The 21,221-nt window shown below is 69.0% G+C and carries 18 protein-coding genes; 9 read left to right on the top strand and 9 right to left on the bottom strand.

Going from position 1 to position 21,221, the window contains the following annotated elements; genetic code table 11:
* Nucleotides 1–48: 48 nt before the first annotated feature.
* Complete coding sequence (locus AZSP09_RS06195) at nt 49–1,056, bottom strand: LysR family transcriptional regulator (protein WP_152089491.1); 1,008 nt, start codon at nt 1,054–1,056, stop codon at nt 49–51.
* A 127-nt stretch (nt 1,057–1,183) separates the two neighbouring features.
* Between AZSP09_RS06195 and AZSP09_RS06190 the strand changes: the two genes are divergently transcribed.
* From AZSP09_RS06190 to AZSP09_RS06175, 4 genes are read left to right on the top strand one after another with little or no spacing between them, the layout of a single operon-like run.
* A complete protein-coding gene (locus AZSP09_RS06190; protein WP_152089490.1) occupies nt 1,184–2,008 on the top strand; it encodes an alpha/beta hydrolase fold domain-containing protein in 825 nt (274 codons plus the stop codon).
* A gap of 27 nt (nt 2,009–2,035) precedes the next feature.
* Nucleotides 2,036–3,223, top strand: a complete 1,188-nt coding sequence (locus AZSP09_RS06185; protein WP_152089489.1) for an efflux RND transporter periplasmic adaptor subunit — start codon at nt 2,036–2,038, stop codon at nt 3,221–3,223.
* Nucleotides 3,224–3,232: 9 nt separating this feature from the next.
* Nucleotides 3,233–6,430 carry an efflux RND transporter permease subunit gene (locus tag AZSP09_RS06180; RefSeq protein WP_152089488.1) on the top strand — a complete coding sequence of 1,066 codons (3,198 nt, stop codon included), beginning with the start codon at nt 3,233–3,235 and terminating at the stop codon, nt 6,428–6,430.
* Between the two features lie 17 nt (nt 6,431–6,447).
* On the top strand, nt 6,448–8,013 hold the full coding sequence (locus AZSP09_RS06175; RefSeq protein ID WP_152089487.1) for an efflux transporter outer membrane subunit: 1,566 nt from the start codon (nt 6,448–6,450) through the stop codon (nt 8,011–8,013).
* A 100-nt stretch (nt 8,014–8,113) separates the two neighbouring features.
* Here the strand turns inward: AZSP09_RS06175 and AZSP09_RS06170 are convergent, their stop codons facing one another.
* The 4 genes from AZSP09_RS06170 to AZSP09_RS06155 form a co-directional block, all read right to left on the bottom strand.
* Complete coding sequence (locus tag AZSP09_RS06170) at nt 8,114–8,422, bottom strand: GIY-YIG nuclease family protein (RefSeq protein ID WP_232058862.1); 309 nt, start codon at nt 8,420–8,422, stop codon at nt 8,114–8,116.
* Between the two features lie 146 nt (nt 8,423–8,568).
* The gene (locus AZSP09_RS06165; protein WP_152089486.1) at nt 8,569–9,489 is read right to left on the bottom strand and encodes an alpha/beta fold hydrolase; all 921 of its coding nucleotides are present in this window, start codon (nt 9,487–9,489) and stop codon (nt 8,569–8,571) included.
* A 79-nt stretch (nt 9,490–9,568) separates the two neighbouring features.
* Nucleotides 9,569–10,495, bottom strand: a complete 927-nt coding sequence (locus tag AZSP09_RS06160; protein ID WP_152089485.1) for a branched-chain amino acid transaminase — start codon at nt 10,493–10,495, stop codon at nt 9,569–9,571.
* A 444-nt stretch (nt 10,496–10,939) separates the two neighbouring features.
* Entirely contained in the window at nt 10,940–11,368 is a 429-nt protein-coding gene (locus tag AZSP09_RS06155) for an acyl-CoA thioesterase (protein ID WP_152089484.1), read from the bottom strand.
* A 143-nt stretch (nt 11,369–11,511) separates the two neighbouring features.
* Here AZSP09_RS06155 and AZSP09_RS06150 point away from each other — a divergent pair, with 143 nt between their 5' ends.
* Nucleotides 11,512–14,163 (top strand): bifunctional diguanylate cyclase/phosphodiesterase, encoded by a 2,652-nt coding sequence (locus AZSP09_RS06150; RefSeq protein ID WP_152089483.1) that lies wholly within the window; start codon nt 11,512–11,514, stop codon nt 14,161–14,163.
* Nucleotides 14,164–14,290: 127 nt separating this feature from the next.
* Nucleotides 14,291–15,070, top strand: a complete 780-nt coding sequence (locus AZSP09_RS06145; protein ID WP_152089482.1) for a hypothetical protein — start codon at nt 14,291–14,293, stop codon at nt 15,068–15,070.
* Here the strand turns inward: AZSP09_RS06145 and AZSP09_RS06140 are convergent.
* A complete protein-coding gene (locus tag AZSP09_RS06140) occupies nt 15,067–15,963 on the bottom strand; it encodes a LysR substrate-binding domain-containing protein (RefSeq protein WP_232058861.1) in 897 nt (298 codons plus the stop codon). The genes AZSP09_RS06145 and AZSP09_RS06140 overlap by 4 nt on opposite strands.
* 112 nt (nt 15,964–16,075) lie before the next feature.
* Between AZSP09_RS06140 and AZSP09_RS06135 the strand changes: the two genes are divergently transcribed.
* Nucleotides 16,076–16,942 carry an AraC family transcriptional regulator gene (locus tag AZSP09_RS06135; protein ID WP_014237101.1) on the top strand — a complete coding sequence of 289 codons (867 nt, stop codon included), beginning with the start codon at nt 16,076–16,078 and terminating at the stop codon, nt 16,940–16,942.
* 27 nt (nt 16,943–16,969) lie between these two features.
* On the opposite strand, the gene AZSP09_RS06130 is transcribed toward AZSP09_RS06135, so the two are convergent.
* Nucleotides 16,970–17,932 (bottom strand): LysR substrate-binding domain-containing protein, encoded by a 963-nt coding sequence (locus AZSP09_RS06130; RefSeq protein ID WP_014237102.1) that lies wholly within the window; start codon nt 17,930–17,932, stop codon nt 16,970–16,972.
* A gap of 146 nt (nt 17,933–18,078) precedes the next feature.
* Here AZSP09_RS06130 and AZSP09_RS06125 point away from each other — a divergent pair, with 146 nt between their 5' ends.
* Nucleotides 18,079–18,435: a DUF2917 domain-containing protein gene (locus tag AZSP09_RS06125; RefSeq protein WP_014237103.1), complete on the top strand. Its 357-nt coding sequence runs from the start codon at nt 18,079–18,081 to the stop codon at nt 18,433–18,435.
* A 65-nt stretch (nt 18,436–18,500) separates the two neighbouring features.
* Complete coding sequence (locus AZSP09_RS06120; protein ID WP_152089481.1) at nt 18,501–19,448, top strand: alpha/beta hydrolase family protein; 948 nt, start codon at nt 18,501–18,503, stop codon at nt 19,446–19,448.
* Nucleotides 19,449–19,452: 4 nt separating this feature from the next.
* On the opposite strand, the gene AZSP09_RS06115 is transcribed toward AZSP09_RS06120, so the two are convergent.
* The gene (locus tag AZSP09_RS06115; RefSeq protein WP_014237105.1) at nt 19,453–19,686 is read right to left on the bottom strand and encodes an FmdB family zinc ribbon protein; all 234 of its coding nucleotides are present in this window, start codon (nt 19,684–19,686) and stop codon (nt 19,453–19,455) included.
* 227 nt (nt 19,687–19,913) lie between these two features.
* Nucleotides 19,914–21,200: an O-acetylhomoserine aminocarboxypropyltransferase/cysteine synthase family protein gene (locus AZSP09_RS06110; RefSeq protein ID WP_152089480.1), complete on the bottom strand. Its 1,287-nt coding sequence runs from the start codon at nt 21,198–21,200 to the stop codon at nt 19,914–19,916.
* Nucleotides 21,201–21,221: the final 21 nt, after the last annotated feature.

The raw sequence follows: 21,221 nt of genomic DNA, 5'->3' as shown, positions 1-21,221 counted from the left end.
CAGTTTCCTGGGGAGACAGGATGCGGGGTCATTGGGCCGGCCTTTTCCTCAGAGCGTGCATTCGGCCCGGTTCTGCTGTTCCAGCATGTCGCGCAGGGTCAGGGTGTCGGGGTGGGTGGGGAAGCTGCATGGGGGGCTGCTTTCCCGTTGGCCGCCGAGGAGGGGGCAGGTGCCGAAGAGGTCGGCGACCCAGTCCACGAAGGCGCGGACCTTGGGCGACAGGTGGCGGTTCTGCAGGTAGGCCACCGAGATGGGCATGGGGCTGGGGGTGAGGTGGGGCAGCACTTCCTTGAGGGCGCCGGATTCCAGGTGGGGCAGGGCCATCAGCAGGGGCAGCTGGATCAGGCCGAAGCCCTGCAGGGCGCAGTCCAGGTAGGCTTCGGCGTCATTGACCGAGACCTTGCCGGCCATTTTCACCGGGGTGAAGACCCCGTCCACGATGAAGTCCCAGTCGATGGTGCGGCCGGTGCGGGTGGAGAAGTAATGTACCGCCTGGTGCTGCTGCAGGTCGTCGATGCTGTGGGGCGTGCCGTAGCGTTCCAGGTAGTCGGGGGCGCCGCAGGTGATGGACTGGAAGGTGCCGATGCGCCGCGCCACCAGGCTCGAATCCTGCAATTCGCCGACCCGGATGACGCAATCCACCGCTTCCCGCACCAGGTCCACGGCCCGGTCCCCCATGCCGATCACCAGTTCCACGTCCGGATAGCGGCTGCTGAAGTCGCACAGGTGGGGAATGAGGATGAGGCGGCCGATGGGCGGCGGCACGTCGATGCGCAGGCGCCCTTTGGGGCCCCGGGCGGCGTCGCGGAAGGAGGCCTCGGTCTCCTCCACCTCCGCCAGGATGCGGGCGCAATGCTCGTAGTAGGCGGCCCCGTCCGGGGTCAGGCTGATGCGGCGGGTGGTGCGGTTGAGCAGGCGCACCTGCAGCAGGGCCTCCAGGTTCTGGATGATGGTGGTGACGGTGGCCCGGGGCAGGCCCAGGGTTTCCGCCGCCCGGGTGAAGCTGTTGGCGTCCACCACCCGGGTGAAGACCTGCATGGCTTGAAAGCGGTCCATGGTGCCGACTCCTCGATTGTTTGCCGATGATGAATAGTATTGTCGAAATATACATGTTTATCCGGTTGTAGATAACACAGAGAATCGCCCCATTGCCAATTCCGGCAGCCTTGGCTGCCCCCGTGCCATGGATGCGATACCCGGCGCTCCGGCGACCCTCACCGAAGACTTCACCATTCCCGGCCCTCAAGGGGCCATTCCCGCGCGCCTGTACCGCCCCCGGACAGGCGGCCGGCCCCTGCCCGTCGTGCTCTATTTCCACGGCGGCGGCTTTGTCGGCGGCTGCCTGGACGATGCGGACGTGCCGGCCCGCTTCCTCGCCGCCCGGGTGCCGGCCCTGGTGCTGGCGGTCGGTTATGCCCTGGCGCCCGCCCGGCCTTTCCCGGCGGCGCCGGAAGATGCCCATGCCGCGGCCCTGTGGCTGGCGCAACAGGCCGCGGCCCTGGGCGGCGATGCCTCGCGCCTGGCGGTGGCGGGGGACGATGCGGGGGGCAATCTGGCTGCCTGCCTCACTCTCATGGCCCGGGACCGCAACGCTCCGGCCATTGCCGCCCAGGTGCTGGTGGGGCCCATGCTGGACCCGAGCATGACCCGCCTGGGGGATGGCCAGCGCCTCAATTCCGACCTCAGCGCCGCCGACTGCGCCGCCTGCTACCGCCAGTACCTGCCCCAGCCGCGTCAGCGGCTCCATCCCTATGCCTCGCCCCTGGCCTCGGTGCGCCAGGCCGGCCTGCCGCCGGCCCTGGTGCTTACCGCCGAGTGCGACGTGCTGCACCAGGAGGCGGAGCAGTACGCCGCCGCCCTGATCGAGGCCGGCGTGCCTACCCAGGTAGCCCGTTTCCCCGGCGTCACCCATGCCGCCCTGGCCCGCCATCCGCCGGCCCTGGCCGAGATCGCCCACTTCCTCGGCCACCGCCTTGGTGCCGGGATGGCGGTCGCCCCCAACCAATAAAACCATCCCTTTTCGAGAGGAACTGTCATGCCCCAACTCAAGAAGCGTCTCATCATCGCCGCCGCCCTGGCCGGGCTGGCGGGCCTCGGCGGCACTGCCGCCGTCTTCTATGCCCATGCCGGCGGTACCCCGGCCATGGCGGCCCCGGCCGCCGCCAGCGTCGAGGTGGCGGAGGTGGCCAGCCGCCCCGTCACCGACTGGCAGTCCTACTCGGGCCGCCTGGAGGCGGTGGAAAGGGTGGAACTGCGGCCCCAGGTGTCCGGCGTGCTGACGGCGGTGCATTTCAAGGACGGCAGCCTGGTGAAGAAGGGCGACCTGCTCTTCAGCATCGACCCCCGGCCCTTCGCCGCCGAGGTGGCCCGGGCCCAGGCCCAGCTGGCCGGTGCCGAGGCGCGGGCCGCCTACACCGCCGCCGACCTTGCCCGGGGCGAACGCCTCCTGGCCGAGAACGCCGTCTCCCGCCGCGATTTCGAGGAAAAGCAGAATGCCGCCCGGGAAGCTGCGGCGGCCCTCAAGGCGGCCCAGGCGGCCCTCAAGGTGGCCGAGCTGAACCTGGAATACACCCGCATCACTGCTCCCATCAGCGGCCGCATGTCCCGGGCCGAGGTGACGGTGGGCAACCTGGTGGCGCCGGGCAATGCGGCGCCCCTCACCACCCTGGTCTCCGCCGACAGCATCTACGCCGCCTTCGACGTGGACGAGCAGAGCTATCTGAAATACGTCAGCGGCAGCCAGGGCAAGGGCCTGCCCATCCGCATGGGCCTGGCCGACGAGAGCGGCCATGGCCGGGAAGGGCGCCTGAGTTCCGTGGACAACCGCCTCGACAGCACCTCCGGCACCATCCGCCTGCGGGCCGTCTTCGACAATCCGGACGGGCGCCTGGTGCCCGGCCTCTACGCCCGAGTGCGCCTGGGCAGCGAGGCGCCGCGGGAAGCGGTGCTGGTGGACGAGAAGGCCGTCGGCACCGACCAGGACAAGCGCTTCGTGCTGGTGGTGGACGGCAAGAACCGCACCGCCTATCGGGAGGTGCGCCTGGGGGCGGTGCAGGAAGGCCTGCGGGTGGTGGAGAGCGGCCTCAAGGCCGGCGAGCGCATCGTCGTGAATGGCTTGCAGCGGGTCCGTCCGGGGGATGAAGTGGCGCCCCAGATGGTCTCCATGGGCGGTCGCGAGACGGCCGGCGTGGCCCGGGCGGCGAGCCCGGCGGACAAGGGTTGAGGCGGCGCCATGAATATTTCCAAGTTTTTCATCGACCGCCCCATCTTCGCCGGGGTGCTGTCCATCCTCATTCTCCTGGCCGGGGTGCTGTCCGTCTTCCAGCTGCCCATTTCCGAATACCCGGAAGTGGTGCCGCCCTCGGTGGTGGTGCGGGCCCAGTATCCGGGCGCCAACCCCAAGGTGATCGCCGAGACGGTGGCGGCGCCCCTGGAGGAATCCATCAACGGCGTCGAGAACATGCTGTACATGCAGTCCCAGGCCAATAGCGACGGCAACCTGGCGGTGACGGTGTATTTCAAGCTCGGCATCGATCCGGACAAGGCCCAGCAGCTGGTGCAGAACCGGGTCTCCCAGGCCCTGCCGCGGCTGCCGGAGGACGTGCAGCGCCTGGGCGTGACCACGGTGAAGAGTTCGCCGACCCTGACCCTGGTGGTGCACCTGCTCTCCCCGGACGACCGCTACGACGCCACCTACCTGCGCAACTACGCCGTGCTCAACGTCAAGGACCGGCTGGCCCGGCTCAACGGCGTCGGCGAGGTTTCCATCTGGGGCGCCGGCAACTACGCCATGCGGGTCTGGCTCGATCCCCAGAAGGTGGCCCAGCGCGGCCTCACCGCCGGCGACGTGGTGCGCGCCATCCGCGAGCAGAACGTGCAGGTGGCGGCCGGCGTCATCGGCGCCTCGCCCAATGCGGGGAACGTGCCCCTGCAGTTTTCCGTGAACGCCCAGGGTCGCCTGCAGACGGAGGAGGAATTCCGCGACATCGTGCTCAAGAGCAGCGGCGAGGGCGGCGTCACCCGCCTCGGCGACGTGGCCCGGGTTGAGCTGGACGCGGCCGAATACGGTCTGCGCTCCCTGCTCGACAACAAGCCGGCCATCGGCATGGGCATCATGCAGTCCCCCGGCGCCAACGCCCTGGAAGTCTCCTCCCAGGTGCGCGAGGCCATGGCCGAACTGGCCAAGGACTTCCCCGCCTCGGTGGAGTACCGCATCGAATACGACCCCACCCAGTTCGTCCGCGCCAGCATCAAGGCCGTGGTGCATACCCTGCTGGAGGCCATCGCCCTGGTGGTGCTGGTGGTCATCGTCTTCCTGCAGACCTGGCGTGCTTCCATCATCCCCTTGCTGGCGGTGCCGGTGTCCATCGTCGGCACCTTCTCCCTGATGCTGGGCTTCGGCTATTCCATCAACGCCCTGTCCCTGTTCGGCATGGTGCTGGCCATCGGCATCGTGGTGGACGACGCCATCGTCGTGGTGGAGAACGTGGAGCGCAACATCGAGGCCGGGCTGACGCCGCGGGAGGCCACCTACCGGGCCATGCGCGAGGTTAGCGGCCCCATCATCGCCATCGCCCTGACCCTGGTGGCGGTGTTCGTGCCCCTGGCCTTCATGACCGGTCTCACCGGCCAGTTCTACAAGCAGTTCGCCATGACCATCGCCATCTCCACGGTGATCTCGGCCTTCAACTCCCTGACCCTGTCCCCGGCTCTGGCGGCCATGCTGCTCAAGGGCCACGGCAGCGAACCGGACTGGCTGACGCGGCAGATGAACCGCTACCTGGGGGGCTTCTTCGCCGGCTTCAACCGCTTCTTCCGCCGCGCCTCGGACAACTACGGCCGCGGCGTCACCGGCGTGCTGGCGCGCAAGGCCTCTGCCATGGGCGTCTATGCGGTGCTGCTGGGCCTCACCGTGGGCCTCTCCTATCTGGTGCCCGGGGGCTTTGTGCCGGCCCAGGACAAGCAGTACCTGATCGGCTTCGCCCAGCTGCCCAACGGCGCCTCCCTCGACCGCACCGAGGCGGTGATCCGCCAGATGGGGGAGATCGCCCTGGCCCAGCCCGGGGTGCAGAGCGCCATCGCCTTCCCCGGTCTTTCCATCAACGGCTTCACCAACAGCTCCAGCGCCGGCATCGTCTTCGCCACCCTGAAGCCCTTCGACGAGCGGCGCGGCAAGGAGCTGTCGGCGGAAGCCATCGCCGGCGCCCTCAACCAGAAGTACGCCGCCATCCAGGAAGCCTTCATCGCCGTCTTCCCGCCGCCGCCGGTGATGGGCCTGGGCACCCTGGGCGGCTTCAAGCTGCAGATCGAGGACCGGGGCGCCCTCGGCTACGCCGAGCTGGACCGGGCGGCCAAGGCCTTCATGGCGGCCGCGTCCAAGGCGCCGGAGCTGGGCCCCATGTTCTCCAGCTACCAGATCAACGTGCCCCAGCTGGACGTGGACCTGGACCGCACCAAGGCCAAGCAGCAGGGCGTCTCCGTCACCGACGTCTTCGACACCATGCAGATCTACCTGGGCTCGCTGTACGTGAACGACTTCAACCGCTTCGGCCGCGTGTATCAGGTGCGGGCCCAGGCCGACGCGCCGTTCCGCTCCCGGCCGGAGGACATCCTGCAGCTGAAGACGCGCAACAACCAGGACGAGATGGTGCCCCTCTCTTCCCTGGTCAAGGTCAGCACCGGCTTCGGCCCGGAAATGGTGGTGCGCTATAACGGCTACACCGCGGCGGACATCAACGGCGGCCCGGCCCCCGGCTTCTCCTCGGCCCAGGCCGAGGCGGCGGTGGAACGGGTGGCCGCTGAGACCCTGCCCCGGGGCGTCAAGTTCGAATGGACCGACCTCACCTACCAGAAGATCCTGGCGGGCAACGCCGGCATCTGGGTCTTCCCCATCAGCCTCCTGCTGGTGTTCCTGGTGCTGGCGGCCCAGTACGAAAGCCTGACCCTGCCCCTGGCGGTGATCCTGATCGTGCCCATGAGCATCCTGGCGGCCCTCACCGGCGTCTGGCTCACCGGCGGCGACAACAACATCTTCACCCAGATCGGCCTGATGGTGCTGGTGGGGCTGGCCTGCAAGAACGCCATCCTCATCGTCGAGTTCGCCCGGGAGCTGGAGCTGCAGGGCAGCACGCCCCTGCGGGCGGCCATCGACGCCAGCCGGCTGCGGCTGAGGCCCATCCTCATGACCTCCATCGCCTTCGTCATGGGCGTGGTGCCCCTGGTGCTGTCCAGCGGCGCCGGTTCCGAGATGCGCCACGCCATGGGCATCGCCGTGTTCTTCGGCATGCTCGGCGTCACCTTCTTCGGCCTCTTCCTGACGCCGGCCTTCTACGTCCTGCTGCGCACCCTGGACAAGCGCCACAAGCTCCATTCCGCGGCCCACCACGAGGCCCCCATCACCGCCGTGCCGTCCCTGGAACAGCCCCATTGAGACGGCAGGAGAGAACCATGATCCCAAGCACAATCCGAATCCCCAGCTTCAAGCCGGCGTTGCCGCTCCTGCTGCTGGCCCTGGCCGGCTGCGCCGTGACGCCTCCCTATCAGCGCCCGGTGGTGGAAACGCCCGCCGCCTTCAAGGAAGCCCCGGCGGAGGGCCAGTGGAAAACCGCCGAGCCGGCGGAGGCCCAGCCCCGGGGCGAGTGGTGGAAGGTCTTCGCCGATCCGGTGCTGGACACCCTGGAAGCCCAGGCTGCCGTCGCCAACCAGGACCTAAAGGCCGGCCTGGCCCGCCTGGCCCAGGCCCGGGCCCTGCAGCAGAACGCCCGCTCGGCCCTCTTTCCCCAGGTCGGGGTCGGCTTCGGCCCCACCCGCCAGCGTCCCTCGCCGGCTTCCCAGAGCCTGCCGGCGGAGGCCGAGACCAGCCCGGCCACCCTGTGGCGGGCCCAGGCCAGCGTCTCCTACGAGGCCGACCTGTTCGGCCGGGTCAGCAGCGGGGTGGCGGCGGCCGGCGCCGATGCGGCCCAGCGCCAGGCCCTGTTCCATTCCCTGCAGCTGGCCATCCAGGCCGACGTGGCCCAGGCCTATTTCTCCCTGCGGGAGCTGGATGCCCTGGCTGCCCTCTACGCCGACACCGTGGCCCTGCGCCAGCAGACCCTGCAACTGTTCCAGCGCCGCTTCGATGCCGGCGACGTGGGCGAGCTGGAACTGGCCCGGGCCCGCACCGAACTGGCCGGGGCCGAGGCCGAAGCGGTGGGCGTGGAACGCCAGCGGGCCGTGGCCGAACACGCCCTGGCGGTGCTGCTGGGCCAGGCCCCGGCCGCCTTCACCCTGCCGCCGGCGCCCCTGGGGCGGATAACGGTGCGGGTGCCCGCCGGCCTGCCGTCGGCCCTGCTGGAACGGCGGCCCGACATCGCCGCCGCCGAGCAGGCCATGGTGGCCGCCAACGCCCGCATCGGCAGCGCCCGGGCCGCCTTCTTCCCGCGCCTCAGCCTGACCGGCGCCCTGGGCTACGAATCGTCGGAGCTGGGGGACCTCTTCAAGTGGTCCAGCCGCGCCTTCGTCCTCGGCCCCCTGGTGGGCACCATGCTGTCCCTGCCCATTTTCGACGGCGGCGCCCGCCAGGCCGGGGTGGACCAGGCCACGGCGGTGTTCGACGAGGAGGCGGCCAAGTACCGCCAGAGCGTGCTGCAGGCCTTCAAGGAGGTGGAGGACAACCTGGCCCACCTGCGCCTGCTGGACCGGCAGTCCGCCTCCCAGGACCAGGCGGTGCAGTCCGCCGCCCGGGCCGCCCGGCTGTCCCAGCTGCAATACCGGGAGGGGGCCCTGAGCTACCTCGGCGTCCTCGATGCGGACCGCAGCGTGCTGCAGCAGCGACGGGCGGCGGTGCAGCTGGACGGGGACCGGGCCCGGGCCACGGTGGCCCTGATCCGGGCCATCGGCGGCAGCTGGGGCGAGGCCGGGAAAGACGGCGTAGAGGATGCCGGGAAAGGGGGCGAGGCCGCGCCGGCCCCTGCATTTCCGGCGCCGGCGGAGGCGCCCCTGGCCCGTGTGGAAGGGATGGCGCCGGCGCGTTGAGGCATGGCCGGGAGGCCCGCCGGTGGCGGGTCTCCGGATGCCCATGCCTGGGAGTCAGATGGGGTGCGGCTCCTGGCAGAGGGACCGTGCTAATGCCCGTTCAGTCCCCCGTGGCGGGCAGGGCGGCGGCGTAGGCCCGTTTGGCGGTCGCCGTCAGGCGCTTGATGCGGTATTCGGCCTTGGAGGCCGCGGAGCGGTCCGGGTGGGCTTCCCAGCCCAGCAGCCGGGCCGGCGGATGGGCCCGGGTGTAGCGGGCGCCCTTGCCCTCGGCGTGGGCGGCGTAACGGGCCGCCACGTCGGTGGTGATGCCGGTGTAGATGCTGCCGTCGGCGCATTCGATGAGATAGAGGAACCAGGGCCGGCCGGCGGCCGGTGCCTCTGCGGGTTCTTCCGGCAACGCATCAGGCAAGGAATCAGGCAACGTGTCCGGCAACGCTGCCGGCGGCCGTTTCGCCCTTTCCTTGCCCGCTGCCTGCGCCGCCTTTTTACGCGGCTTTTTCACTGCTGCTGCCGCCGCTGCCTTGACCATTTTCACCACGGCTTTCCGGGCGGCGTTCACGGCTGAAGCGTCGCCCGGGCCGCGGCGGCGGCGATGGCGTCGGCGATGACGGGGGCCAGGGCGGCGGGGAAGTCGTGGCCCATGCCCGGCACCAGGCGCAGTTCGGCGCCGGGGATGTGGGCCGCCACGTCTTCGCCGCAGGCCGGCGGAATGAGGGGGTCGGCGGCGCCGTGCAGCACCACCGTGGGCGCCCGGATGCCGGCCAGCAGGGGGCGCCGGTCGCCGTGGGCGAGGATGGCGGCCATCTGCCGGGCCACGCCCCTGGGGTCGAAGCTGCGCTCGTATTCGGCGGCGAACATGGCCTGCAGCTGTTGCGGGTCTTCCGGGTAGGCCGGGCTGGCGATGGCCTGGTAGCGCTGCAGGGCGTCGGCGACGATGGCGTCCCGCTGCCGTTCCCGGGGCAGGGGGGCGAACAGGGCGGCGGCCGCGGCGGGCGTGGGCGGTGGCAGGGAAGGGTGGCCGCTGCTGGACATGATGCTGGTGAGGGACAGTACCCGCTGCGGGTAGCGGGCGGCGACGATCTGGGCGATGGCGCCGCCCATGGAGGCGCCGGCGATGTGGGCCCGGGGAATGGCCAGGGCGTCGAGCAGGCCGACGCAGTCGGCTGCCATGTCGTCCAGCGTATACGCGGGTTCCAGGGGCATGCCCCGGAGCGCCGCGCCCAGATTGGGCACCGGGGCATGGTCCAGGTGGGTGGACAGCCCCGCATCCCGGTTGTCGAAGCGGATCAGGCGGAAGCCCCGTTGCAGCAGGGCCTCGCACAGGGCCTGGGGCCAGCGGGTGAGGGGCACGCCCAGGCCCATGATGAGCAGCAGGGGCGGCGCCTCGGCCGGGCCTTCGAGCAGCACTTCCAGTTCGATTCCATTGACGGCGAGACGGGGCATGGCGGGCAGGGGCTGGGGATCGGGACGGGGCATACCTTAGCAGATATGCCCCGCCGCGGTCCGCTCCAGGTGCGGCTTCTGGCGTGTTTCCCGGCGAGCATGCTGCGCCGGGTCAGGCGGCGGCCGGCGTCAGCCAGTCGGCGTGGGCGCCGTCTTCGCCCCGGACGCAGGCGAAGTAGCGCTGCTGCAGCAGGCGCGTAACCGGGCCGGGCTTGCCTGTGCCGATGCTGCGGCGGTCCACCTCCACCACCGGTGTCACCTCGGCGGCAGTGCCGGTGAGGAAGACCTCGTCGGCGCAATAGACCTCGTCCCGGGTGATGCGCTTGGCCCGCAGGGTGAGGCCCGCCTCCCGGGCCAGGACGTGGATGCTGCGGCGGGTGATGCCGTCCAGGGCCGAGGTGGTTTCCGGCTCCAGCAGCTCCCCGTCCCGCACCAGGAACAGGTTTTCCCCCGAGCCTTCGGCCACGTAGCCTTCCGTGTCCAGCAGCAGGGCCTCGTCGTAGCCGTCGCGGCGGGCTTCCCGCACCGCCAGGATGGAGTTGCTGTAGGTGGAGATGGCCTTGGCCCGGCACATCTGCACATTGGGGTGGTGCCGGGCGTAGGAGGAGATGCGTACCCGGATGCCCTGCTCCAGGGCGTCGCCGCCCAGGTAGGCACCCCAGGGCCAGGCCGCCACCATGACGTGGGTGTGGGCCCCGGCCGGGTCCACCCCCACCTTCTCCGGCCCGAGGAAGACCAGGGGGCGGATGTAGGCGCTGTCGAGGCCGTTGCGGCTGACCGCCTCGCGGCAGACCCGGGCCAGCTCTGCCCGGGGCCAGGGCAGGTCTATGGCCAGGATGTGGGCCGAATCGGCAAGGCGGCGCAGGTGTTCTTCCAGGCGGAAGATGGCCGGCCCCCGGGGCGTGGCATAGGCCCGGATGCCTTCGAAGCAGCCGTAACCGTAGTGCAGGGTGTGGCTGAGGACGTGCACTTTGGCGTCGCGCCAGGGCAGCCAGTGGCCGTCGAGCCAGATGAAACCGTCGCGGTTTTCCATGGACATGGGAGTTCCTCCAATACGTCGTGTGGGCAGAGCGTGGGCAAAAACAGCCCCTGCCGGCGGCAGGGGCGGCAAAGCCCGCCCGGGGGTGGGGGCGGCGCGGGTGTCCGGACGTGGATGGAACGGCGGGGCGCTGGCCCGCCGCTGCCCGGTGGGGCAGCGGTGGCACAGCGGATACAGCGGTAGGGCAAGGATGGGGGAGGGCCGGACCCGGCTCAAACGAAACGAGGCGGGTTGGGATGAATTTATTTCACCTGGATTGAGCGCCGGGGGCGGCGACTTCCGCTGGCCGGGTGAGGGTGGTGCGGGCGGCATGGCGTGGCACCACGGCCGACCGTGGCGCCGGCGCTAGCCTGGCAGTAGCACTCGTCATGGCAATGCCGGGCGCGGAAGGTGGGCGCGAAAGGAGCGGCGGAGACGGCGGCGCCCGTGGCTACGCCCTGGGCCTCAGGCGGCGCCGACCCGCTCCAGGAAGACTTGGGGCACCCGGGTCACCTTGCGCGGGCCGTAGTCGAAGAAGACGATGCCGGTCTTGCCCCGGGCCACTTCCCGGCCGCTTTCCTTGTCGCTCATGCGCCACAGCAGGTCGCAGCCGTACTTGTTGAAATCCGCCGGCGCCATTTCCACCACCATGGTCTCGCCGTGGAAGGCTTCGGCCTTGTACTGCAGGGCCGCGTCCACCACCACGATGCCCACGCCTTCCACGTCTAGCTCGGTGTAGCCGAGGGACTTGAAAAAGCGCACCCGGGCCTCCGACACCAGGGTCAGCAGCAGGGCGTTGTCCAGGTGGCCGCCGTAATTGATGTGGCCGATGTAGAGGGGAATCTCGGTGGCAAAGGCAAAGCGTTCGGGCAGTTCGATCTGGATGCGGGCCATGGTCGGGGTCGGGAGTGAGTGGCTGACTGCCGGATGCTAACCCAAGGCGGCGGCGGGACAAATCGCCGCAGGTCCGGATGGCTGCCAAGCCCGCGCCATTTGTTTGCTAACATCCCGTACGTGATCATCTGCATGGCGTACGCATGTCAGCCAAACGGCCCAAGCTTTACCTCGTCTTCTTCATCCTGGCCGTCCTCGGCACGGTGGTGCCGGCTGCCTTCCTGCTCGGCTCGGCCTATTACAACGAACACCGCCAGGCCGCCCAGGATGCGCGCAACATCGCCGGCGTGCTGGAGGCCCGTCTCGAAGCCACCCTGCGCCGCATCGAATCCAACCTGGGGGAACTGGTGGCCGACCTGCCGCGTCAGGCCCTGCATCCCAGCGCCTTCCCCCGTTACGGCAAGCTCATGCAGCGGCAGTTGGCTCTGCGGGCCAGCCATTTCCCCGAGATCGTCGGCCTGCGTGTCCTCGATGCGCAAGCCAATGTGCTCTACGCTTCGGATGTGGCCCAGCCCAAGGTGAATCTGGAAGATCGCAGCTATTTCCAGGCCCTGCGCCAGAATCCCGGGACTCATCTGTACTTTTCCGAAGTGATGGAAGGCCGCATTTCCGGCCGTACCCAGGTGGTGGTGGCCATGCCCATCCGTCGGGATGACGGGGCCTTTGCCGGGGTAGCAGTGGCAGCCCTGGACATACGCTACTTCCAGCAACTGTTCGACGCCATCGACCTGGGACCCCAGGGGGTCATCACCTTCCGCCGCTCCGACGACGGCCGCCTGGTGCTGCGCCGGCCCGAGCGGCCGGGCACGGTGAACCAGACCCTGAGCAACAATCCCATGCACCTGCGGGTGGAGGCCGGCGAGCGGGAGGGCGTCATCAGCTACCGGGCCGCCCTCGACCAGATGGAGCGGGTATACGCCTTCAAGCGCATCGGCGACTTTCCCTTCTACGTGGCGGTGGGCATCGCCGCCAAGGATTTCCTGGCGCCCTGGTACCTGACCCTGGGCATTACCAGTGGCGTCGAGCTGATTTTCCTCGCCGGCCTGGGGCTGCTGCTGTGGCGCCTGGACCGGGCGGAGCGGCGCCGGGCCGCGGCCAGCCAGGCCCTGGCCAGCAGCGAGCGGCGTTTCCAGCAACTGCTCGATTCCGCCGGCGAGGGCATCTGCGGCCTGGACCGGCAAGGCCGGCTGACCTTCGCCAACCCGGCAGCCCGGCGCCTGCTGGGCTTCGGGGAGGAACTGCCCCGGGGCGATTTCCTGCAGCAGGTGTACGCCGACGATGCGGGTGCCGCCCTGCGCACCTGCCTGGAGGAGGACCGCTCGGTGCACAGCGACGACGCGCTGTTCGCCCGGGCCGACGGCAGCCGTTTCCCGGTGCAGTACGACCTCTATCCCCTGGCCCAGGAGGCGGGCGTGGCCCAGGGCGCGGTGCTGCTCTTTGCCGACATCGCCGAGCGCAAACGCCACGCCGACCAGATCGAATACCTGGCCCACCACGACGCCCTCACCGGCCTGCCCAACCGGCTCCTGGCCGAGGACCGCTTCAACCAGGCCCTCGCCGCCGCCAGCCGCCGCGGCGAACAGGTGGCTCTGCTCTTCCTCGACCTGGACGGCTTCAAGACCATCAACGACTCCCTCGGCCACGAGGTGGGGGACAAGGTGCTGCGGGCCGTGGCCGACCGCCTGCGCAGCCACCTGCGGGAGAGCGACACGGTGAGCCGCTTCGGCGGCGACGAGTTCCTGGTGATCATGCCCGGGCTGCAGCAGGTGGAAGTGATCTACCCGGTGATCGGCAAGCTGCTGGCCTGTCTGGAACAACCCCTGGCCCTGGAGCACTACCAGCTGTCCACTTCCGTTTCCATCGGCGTCGCCGTCTTCCCCCACGACGGACGGGACTTCACCACCCTGATGCAGAAGGCCGACACGGCCATGTACCACGCCAAGGACGCGGGCCGGAACACCTACCGCCTCTTCGACGAGGCCATGAACCTGCACGCCCAGGAGACCCTGCGCCTGCGCAACAACTTCCAGCGCGGCCTGGACGGCGACGAATTCGTGCTGCACCTGCTGCCCCAGGTGGACCTGGCCAGCGGCCAGGTGGTGGGAGCCGAGGCCCTGGTGCGCTGGCAGGACGGCAGCCGGCTGATTGCCCCGGCCCATTTCATCCCGGTGGCCGAGAGCAGCGGCTTCATCGTGCCTCTGGGCCAGTGGGTGCTGCGGGAATCCTGTCGCCTGGCGGCCCGCTGGCAGCGGGAGCTGGGACGGGAGGTGACCATCGCCGTGAACATCTCCGCCATCCAGTTCAAGCGCGGCGACCTGGAGCGCACCGTGGCCGAGGCCCTGGCCGAGAGCGGCCTGCCGCCCCATCTGCTGGAGCTGGAACTGACCGAAAGCACCCTGCTCAACCAGACCGAATCCGTGCTGTCCACCCTGCGCACCCTGCGGGACCAGGGGGTGCGCCTCTCCATCGACGACTTCGGCACCGGCTATTCCAGTCTGGCCTATCTGAAACGCCTGGCGGTGAACAAGCTGAAAATCGACCAGTCCTTCGTGCGCAACCTGGACGGCGATGCGGAGGATGCGGCCATCGTTCGCGCCATCATCGAAATGGCCCACCGCCTCAACCTGCGCACCGTGGCTGAAGGGGTGGAAACGGTGGAGGTGCTGCAGAGCCTCCGCCGCTTCGCCTGCGACGAGGCCCAGGGTTACTACTTCGCCCGGCCCCTGCCGGTGGATGAGTTCGAGCGCTTCCTGGCCAGCTGGTCGGGTCTGCTGCCGGGGCGCATGGCCTACTGAGACAGGCGTCAGGCTGGCAGCAGCTTGGGCTGGCATAGTGGGAGATGCCGATGTTCTCGCCGTAATGCCCGCCATGTTCCCGATCCCATTTTCACACCGCGCCCTCGGGCGGCTTTTGGCCTGCCTGGTGTGGCTGCTGCCCGCCCTGGCTTGCGCCGCCGCCTGTCCGCCTCATCAACAGACGCCGGCGGCCCAGGTGCGCCTGGGGCCCGAGTCCCTGCTGCTGGTGGTGCATCCCAGCTCCACCTACGATGCCCGCTTCTCCAGCAAGCGTGGGGTGGATGAGGCAGTGCGCTACGCCAAGGGGCGCCGTATTCCGGTGATCTACCTGGAAGACGACACTCCCCTGCAGTACTACTTTCCCGAAGACTGCGAGCCGGACCACTGGGTCCGTTCCGAAGGCGGCGAGGTGAATTTTTCCGCCGACGTGACCCGGCTCTACGTGGTGGGCGGCCATCTGGAACTGTGCCTGTCCACCGCCCTGCACGACATCCTGCTGCAATGGGCCCGGGGCGAGCCGCGCAACCGCACGGTGACCTTCTTCATGGACGGCATCTACTCCAACGGCAAGCTGGTGCAGCCTGAGGCTCCCTTCTTCGGCGATTTCGTGCGCTTCATCGACATCGTCACCTACGGCCGCCCCGGAGGCGAGCACTGGCCCAAGCTGAACCTCCTGGAAACCATGGGGGTGATCCTGCGGGAGGAGCATGAACTGGACTACCTGACCCAGGTGCTGCCCCGCTGGGACACCACCTTCCCGGAAAACTACCGGGTGGAACTGCAGCTCAACGATTCGGTGAAGAAGGTGCTGCGCTCGGCCCCAGGCTGGCATCCGCCCACCGTGCTGTTCCACTTCGTCGACTCGGCGGCGGATGGCCGCCTGCTGCCTTCCGGCGACATGCCCTAGGCGGCCTTGGCGGAGCGCACCAGCCAGCGGATGAAGTCCATGGCGCCCCGCTTCTCCTGCACTGCCGGCGGCGCCACCACGTAGAAGCTGCGGTCCGGGCAGTCTGCCGCGAAGGGGCGGCTGAGGCGGCCCTCGGCCAGGTAGGGGGCAGCCAGGGTCTCCGCCATGAGGGCCACGCCGTGGCCTGCCACCGCCGCTTCCAGCATCAGCAGGGCGTCCTCGTAGAGCGGGCCCTCCTTGGGCTCGGCATGCTTGACCCCGGCGGCGGCAAACCAGCGCTGCCAGGAGAGCAGGGGGTGACGCAGCAGGCGCACCCTGTCCAGATCCGATGGAGTCTGCAGCTGGGCCGCCAGGGCCGGGCTGCAGACGGGGAAGACCCGCTCCTCGAACAGCTTCCAGGCCAGCAGCCCGGGCCATTCCTCCTCGCCGTAGCGCAGGCCGATGTCGGCCTCGCCGGCCAGCAGGGGAGCCAGGCTGGTGGCGGTGCCCAGGCTGAATTCCGTTTCCGGGTGCTGCTGCTGCCAGGCCGCCACCCGGCTCACCAGCCACTTGCTGCCCAGGGCCGGGGCGGCGGAAATGCGCAGGCGGGTTTTCTCCGGTGCCCGCAGTTCGGCGCTGGCCTCGTCCAGGCGCAGCAGGGTGTCCCGCACCACGGCCAGGTAGCGGCGGCCGGCGGCGGTGAGGGCGATGGCCCGGTGCCGCCGCTCGAACAGACTCTGGCCCAGGTGTTCTTCCAGCAGGCGGATGCGGTGGCTTACCGCCGAGGGCGTCAGGTGCAGGGCTTCGGCGGCGGCGAGGAAACTGCCCAGGCGGGCGGCAGCCTCGAAGGCGGGCAGGGTGTGCAGGGGCGGCAGGTCGTGCATGGCGGCGGCGGGTCGGAATCCAGCCTGCATTGTGACCCGGCAGCCGGCGGTGAAGCCAGCTTGCCGGGATACATTGAGCAATTACGGTCAGGATTTGTTGCGCCCCTTCGCCCATAGTGCGTGCTGCGAACAGGAGAAACTGATGAACGACGACCGAATCAGCCGCTACGCGGCGCGCTTCGACAAGGTGCTGGCCTATATCGAGGCCCACCTGGACGAGCCGTTGACGGCGGAGCGCCTGAGCCGGGTCGCCCATTTCTCCCGTTTCCACTTCGATCGGCAATTCGCCGATTTTCTCGGCACCAGTGCGACCCGCTATCTCCTGCTGCTGCGGCTGCGACGGGCTTCCTTCAAGCTCGCCTTCCAGCCCCGGATCCGGATCATCGACATCGCCCTGGAGGCCGGCTTTGAAAACCCGGAATCCTTTTCCCGCGCCTTCCGCCACATCTTCGGCCAGTCGCCCAGCCAGTTCCGGCGGCAGCCCGACTGGCAAGGCTGGAGCGAGCGCTACCGGTTCCGGCTACCCGAAAGGAATGCCACCGTGCAGGTTGAAATTGTAGAAATTGAAAGCACCCTGATTGCCGCCCTGGAACACCTGGGCCCCGCCGAGAAGGTCAACGACTCGGTTGCCCGCTTCATCGACTGGCGCAAGTCCACCGGCCTCTCGCCCAAGGACAGCAGCCGCACCTTCGGCATCGCCTACGACAACCCGGACACCACCGAGCCGTCCCGTTTCCGCTTCGACATCGCCGGCGAAGTCCAGGCCCAGGTGCCGCCCAATGCCCAGGGCGTCGTCACCAAGGAAATCCCCTGCGGCCGCTGCGCCCGGGTGCGCCACCTGGGCTCCCACATGCGCATCGGCGAGAGCATCTATCCCCTCTACCGCAACTGGCTGCCGGGCAGCGGCGAGGAACTGCGGGACTTCCCCCTGTTCTTCCACTACCTCAACCTGCTGCCGGATACGCCGGAGAATGAGTTGGTGACGGATATCTATTTGCCGCTGAAGTAAGTCGTCCGGTCGGACAGGAACGGGCGGTCAGTTGCCGGAAGGCGACTGACTGCCCGTTTGCGCATTGGCAGTACCGTCGCCTTTGCCGAGTTCAATCAGCCACTCGGCAAAGGCATCCACCTCCGGGCGCTTGGACGAGGGGCTGCGCAGCAGGTAGTAGGCGCGTCGGCCCGGGGTGGGTTGGGGCGGGGCCAGGGGGATCAGGCGGCCGGCTTCCAGGTGGTCCCGGATCAGGGGCAGACGGCCCAGGGCTGCGCCCTGGCCGGCCAGGGCGGCGTAGATGCACTGGTCGTAGTGGTTGAACTGCAACAGGGCCTTGGCGGCGGGCGGGGGCGGGGCCAGTTGGCTGAGCCAGCCTTCCCAGCGCAGCCAGGGATAGTCCCGGCCGTCCTCGAAGGAGAGCAGGGTGAGGTGGGGCAGGTTGGCGGCGGAAAGCCGGGGGCCGTCCGGCAGGCTCGCAGCCAGGGGTGGCGCCACGACGGGGGCCAGGGTTTCGTCGAAGAGCTTGAGACTGCCGACGGGGGCCGCTTCCGGGGTGCCGTAGCGCAGGGCCACGTCCACTTCCTCCGCCTCCAGATCCACCGCCCGGTTGTCGGCGGAGACCCGGATGCCGATATCAGGATGGCGGGCCTGGAAGCCTGAAAGCCGGGGCACCAGCCACAGGGCGGCGACGCCGATGGAGGCGGAGACGGTGACCCGGGGTTGGCGTCGGGATGCGGTGATGTCCTCCACCGTGCTGCCCAGGCGGGCCAGCACTTCGCTGGCGGTGCGGAACAGGCGTTCGCCTTCCGGCGTCAGGTGCAGGGCCCGGGTGCTGCGCTGGAACAGGGCCACGCCCAGTTGTTCCTCCAGGGTCTGGACCTGGCGGCTGATGGCCGACTGGCTCAGGTGCAGTTCCTCCCCCGCCTTGGTGAAGGAGAGGTGGCGGGCGGCGGCGACGAAACCCTTGAGGGGGTCCAGGGACGGCAGGCGGTGCAGGGGCAGGCTCATGGCGGGGTTGAATAGTTATGCGCTTATTGCATTAATTGAATGCAGATTTCCCGTTTGTGTGTTGTGCATTGGCTTCCCATACTTAATTCATGGCGTGGCTGTACTGATATGGCCATATCAAAAGCGCATGAATGGAGGATAGGAAAATGGAAGCGATCCGGCAAGGCCAGGCAGCGGGCCAGACAACGCAGTGGCTGCATCTGGAACTGGAACGGCGGGAAATGCTGGTGCTGGCCGATGCCCGGGGCCAGACCCTGGAGTGCCGCAGTGGCGAGCTGTGGCTGACGGAGGCAGGGGGCGGCGATACCGTGCTCCGGCCCGGCGAAGCCCACGTGGTGGCCGGCAACGGCTGTCTGGTGGTTTCGGCCTGCCAGGATGCCCGCTTTGTCCTCGGCGGTGGGGGGCACGATCCGGCCACGGTTTCCCTGCAGCCGGTGCGGGGCTTTCTCGCCAGCCTGCTGCCCCACGAGCTGTCCGGCCTGGGCGGCCGCGGCCTGGCCTGAGGCCGGGAATCAAAAGACCCACCGTCTGTCCCATTCTCCAACCAGACCTACCGTCGAGTGTTCTTATGGATCGTTTCACGCCGCCGCCCCCGACCGTCAGCGCCAGCCCCTTGAGCCTCACCGCTGCCGACGGCTATCTCCTGGCCGCCCACCATTGGCAGCCTGAGGGCGTGCCCCGGGCGGTGGTGGTGATCAACCCGGCCACCGCAGTGAAGGCGGCCTACTACCACCGCTACGCCCGCTTCCTGGCGGAAAACGGCTATGCGGTGCTGACCTACGATTACCGGGGTATCGGCGATTCCCGCCAGGGCAGCCTGCGCCGCTGGCGTCACGTCTCCAAGCTGGACTGGGGCCGCTACGACTGCGAGGCGGCCCTGGCCTGGGCGCGGCAGACCTATCCCGATTTGCCCCTGCATCTGGTGGCCCACAGCATCGGCGGCCTGCTGCTGGGCCTGGCCCCCTCCGGAGCAGCGGTGCAGCGGGCCTTCACCGTGGGCAGCCAGTACGCCTACTGGCCCGACTACGGCCCGGGCAAGCCCCTCATGTGGCTGCGCTGGCATGTGCTGATGCTGCTGCTGACCGCCGTGCTCGGCTACTTCCCGGCCCGGCGCCTGGGCTGGCACGAGGACCTGCCCGCCGCAGCCGCCTACGAATGGGCCTTCCGCCCGGCCTCCCTGGAGAAGTCCTATCGACGCCATGTGCGGGGCGGGGCCGATCCCCTGGCCCATTTCGACGGCTTCCGCGGGGAGATGCTGGCGGTGAGCATTACGGACGACCCTTTCGGCACCCCGGCGGCCATCCGCCGCCTGCTGGGCTACTACCGGGGCGCCCGGCGCCATCATGTGCACCTGTCGCCGGCCGCGGCGGGGGTGGAAGCCATCGGCCACTTCGCCTGGTTCCACGAACGTTTCCGCCCCACCCTGTGGCAGGACTCCCTGGCCTGGCTTGAGGACGGCAGCCTGACCCGCCCACCCCGGGAGACCCTGGCGCCCGAAACTGGTGCCGGTGCTTAGGGAATCAGCCGATCTTGGGGCGCTCCTTGGCCGAGTAGTTGCTGAAGTGCCCCTCCTTGGCCGCCTGGGCCCGGCCGGCGGCCACCAGGCCGGCGGTCTTGCCCTGGGGGGCGGGCAGGGAGACCAGTTTTTCCAGCTGCCCGCTGCCGCATTTCGGGCAGGCCGGCACGGTGCTGGCCCGCACCAGCAGTTCAAAGGTGTGCTGGCAGGCCTGGCACTGGTAGTCGTAGAGGGGCATGGGGCACTCCTGTCGCAATGACGACAATCGAAGGGGAATGCCCGAGAAATGCAAGAAGGGTGCCGGGGAAAAGCATTGGCCACAGAGGGCACAGAGATCACAGAGGGAGAACGTCCCCCCAGTCAATGGCCTTCGGTCAGCGATACAAGCAACTTCTTCCCGGGGACGTTGCACCCCCGGGGTTCACAACTCTGTGCCCTCTGTGTCCTCTGTGGCCATGCAGTTTTTCAGGTTGTCGCCTTGGCCAACGCCTGGTCGATGTCCCAGAGGATGTCGTCCAGGGTCTCCAGGCCCACGGAGAGACGGATCAGGTCCGGCGGCACGCCGGCGGCGGTCTGCTGTTCCGGGGTCATCTGGCGGTGGGTGGTGGAGGCCGGGTGGATCACCAGGGTCTTGGCGTCGCCGATATTGGCCAGGTGGGAAAGGAATTCCACGCTGTCGATGAACTTCTGCCCGGCGGCCGCCCCGCCCTTGATGCCGAAAGTGAGCACGGCGCCGGCGCCCTTGGGCAGGTATTTTTGCGCCAGATCATGGTACTTGCTGGAGGGCAGGCCCGGGTAATTGACCCATTCCACCTGGGGGTGGGCTTCCAGATGCCGGGCGATGGCCAGGGCGTTGCTGCAATGGCGATCCATGCGCAGGGAGAGGGTTTCCACCCCTTGCAGCAGCAGGAAGGCATTGAAGGGTGAGAGGGCCGGGCCGAAGGTGCGCAGGCCTTCCATGCGGCACTTGGCGGTGAAACCGAAGTTGCCGAAAGTCTCGTAGAACTTGACGCCGTGGTAGCCCGGGCTGGGCTCGGTCATGGTGGCGAACTTGCCGTTGTCCCAGGGGAACTTGCCCGATTCGACGATGATGCCCCCCAGGGTGGTGCCGTGGCCGCCGATGAACTTGGTGGCCGAGTGCACCACGATGGCGGCGCCCCATTCGAAGGGCCGGCACAGGTAGGGGCTGGCGAAGGTGTTGTCCACGAAGAGGGGCAGGCCGGCGGCGTTGGCGATCCTGGCCACGGCCTCGATGTCCAGCACGTTGAGGCCCGGGTTGCCCATGGTCTCGGCGTAGATCACCTTGGTCCTGGGGGTGATGGCCTTGGCGAAATTCTCCGGATCGTCGCTGTCCACAAAAATGGTGTTGATGCCCAGCTTGCGGAAGTTCACGTCCAGCTGGGTGTGGGTGCCGCCGTAGAGGGTGCGGGCGGCGACGATCTCGTCCCCGGCCTCGCACAGGTTGAGCAGGGCCACCATCTGGGCGGCCATGCCGGAGGCTACTGCGACCGCGGCCTTGCCCCCTTCCAGGGCGGCGATGCGCTCTTCCAGCACGGCCACGGTGGGGTTGGAGAGGCGGGAATAGACGTTGCCGAAGGTCTGCAGGTTGAACAGGCTGGCGGCGTGCTCAGGCGAATCGAAGACGTAGGCGGCGGTCTGGTAGATGGGCGTGGCCCGGCTGCCGGTGGCGGCGTCGGGCACCTGCCCGGCGTGGAGGGAAAGGGTGTCGAACCCGAACTGGTGGTCGGCCATGGTGTGCTTTCGGGAAATCGG

The organism is Azospira sp. I09 (genome assembly GCF_009177135.1).
In the GTDB taxonomy this organism is placed as follows: domain Bacteria; phylum Pseudomonadota; class Gammaproteobacteria; order Burkholderiales; family Rhodocyclaceae; genus Azospira; species Azospira oryzae.
This window is presented reverse-complemented; position numbering and strand designations above follow the sequence as displayed.

Excerpts from the sequence above, each read along its gene's own strand:
- AZSP09_RS06195 (WP_152089491.1), bottom strand. The coding sequence starts at position 1,056 with ATGGACCGCTTTCAAGCCATGCAGGTCTTCACCCGGGTGGTGGACGCC.
- AZSP09_RS06190 (WP_152089490.1), top strand. The coding sequence starts at position 1,184 with ATGGATGCGATACCCGGCGCTCCGGCGACCCTCACCGAAGACTTCACC.
- AZSP09_RS06185 (WP_152089489.1), top strand. The coding sequence starts at position 2,036 with ATGCCCCAACTCAAGAAGCGTCTCATCATCGCCGCCGCCCTGGCCGGG.
- AZSP09_RS06180 (WP_152089488.1), top strand. The coding sequence starts at position 3,233 with ATGAATATTTCCAAGTTTTTCATCGACCGCCCCATCTTCGCCGGGGTG.
- AZSP09_RS06175 (WP_152089487.1), top strand. The coding sequence starts at position 6,448 with ATGATCCCAAGCACAATCCGAATCCCCAGCTTCAAGCCGGCGTTGCCG.
- AZSP09_RS06165 (WP_152089486.1), bottom strand. The coding sequence starts at position 9,489 with ATGCCCCGTCCCGATCCCCAGCCCCTGCCCGCCATGCCCCGTCTCGCC.
- AZSP09_RS06160 (WP_152089485.1), bottom strand. The coding sequence starts at position 10,495 with ATGTCCATGGAAAACCGCGACGGTTTCATCTGGCTCGACGGCCACTGG.
- AZSP09_RS06155 (WP_152089484.1), bottom strand. The coding sequence starts at position 11,368 with ATGGCCCGCATCCAGATCGAACTGCCCGAACGCTTTGCCTTTGCCACC.
- AZSP09_RS06150 (WP_152089483.1), top strand. The coding sequence starts at position 11,512 with ATGTCAGCCAAACGGCCCAAGCTTTACCTCGTCTTCTTCATCCTGGCC.
- AZSP09_RS06140 (WP_232058861.1), bottom strand. The coding sequence starts at position 15,963 with ATGCAGGCTGGATTCCGACCCGCCGCCGCCATGCACGACCTGCCGCCC.
- AZSP09_RS06135 (WP_014237101.1), top strand. The coding sequence starts at position 16,076 with ATGAACGACGACCGAATCAGCCGCTACGCGGCGCGCTTCGACAAGGTG.
- AZSP09_RS06130 (WP_014237102.1), bottom strand. The coding sequence starts at position 17,932 with ATGAGCCTGCCCCTGCACCGCCTGCCGTCCCTGGACCCCCTCAAGGGT.
- AZSP09_RS06125 (WP_014237103.1), top strand. The coding sequence starts at position 18,079 with ATGGAAGCGATCCGGCAAGGCCAGGCAGCGGGCCAGACAACGCAGTGG.
- AZSP09_RS06120 (WP_152089481.1), top strand. The coding sequence starts at position 18,501 with ATGGATCGTTTCACGCCGCCGCCCCCGACCGTCAGCGCCAGCCCCTTG.
- AZSP09_RS06115 (WP_014237105.1), bottom strand. The coding sequence starts at position 19,686 with ATGCCCCTCTACGACTACCAGTGCCAGGCCTGCCAGCACACCTTTGAA.
- AZSP09_RS06110 (WP_152089480.1), bottom strand. The coding sequence starts at position 21,200 with ATGGCCGACCACCAGTTCGGGTTCGACACCCTTTCCCTCCACGCCGGG.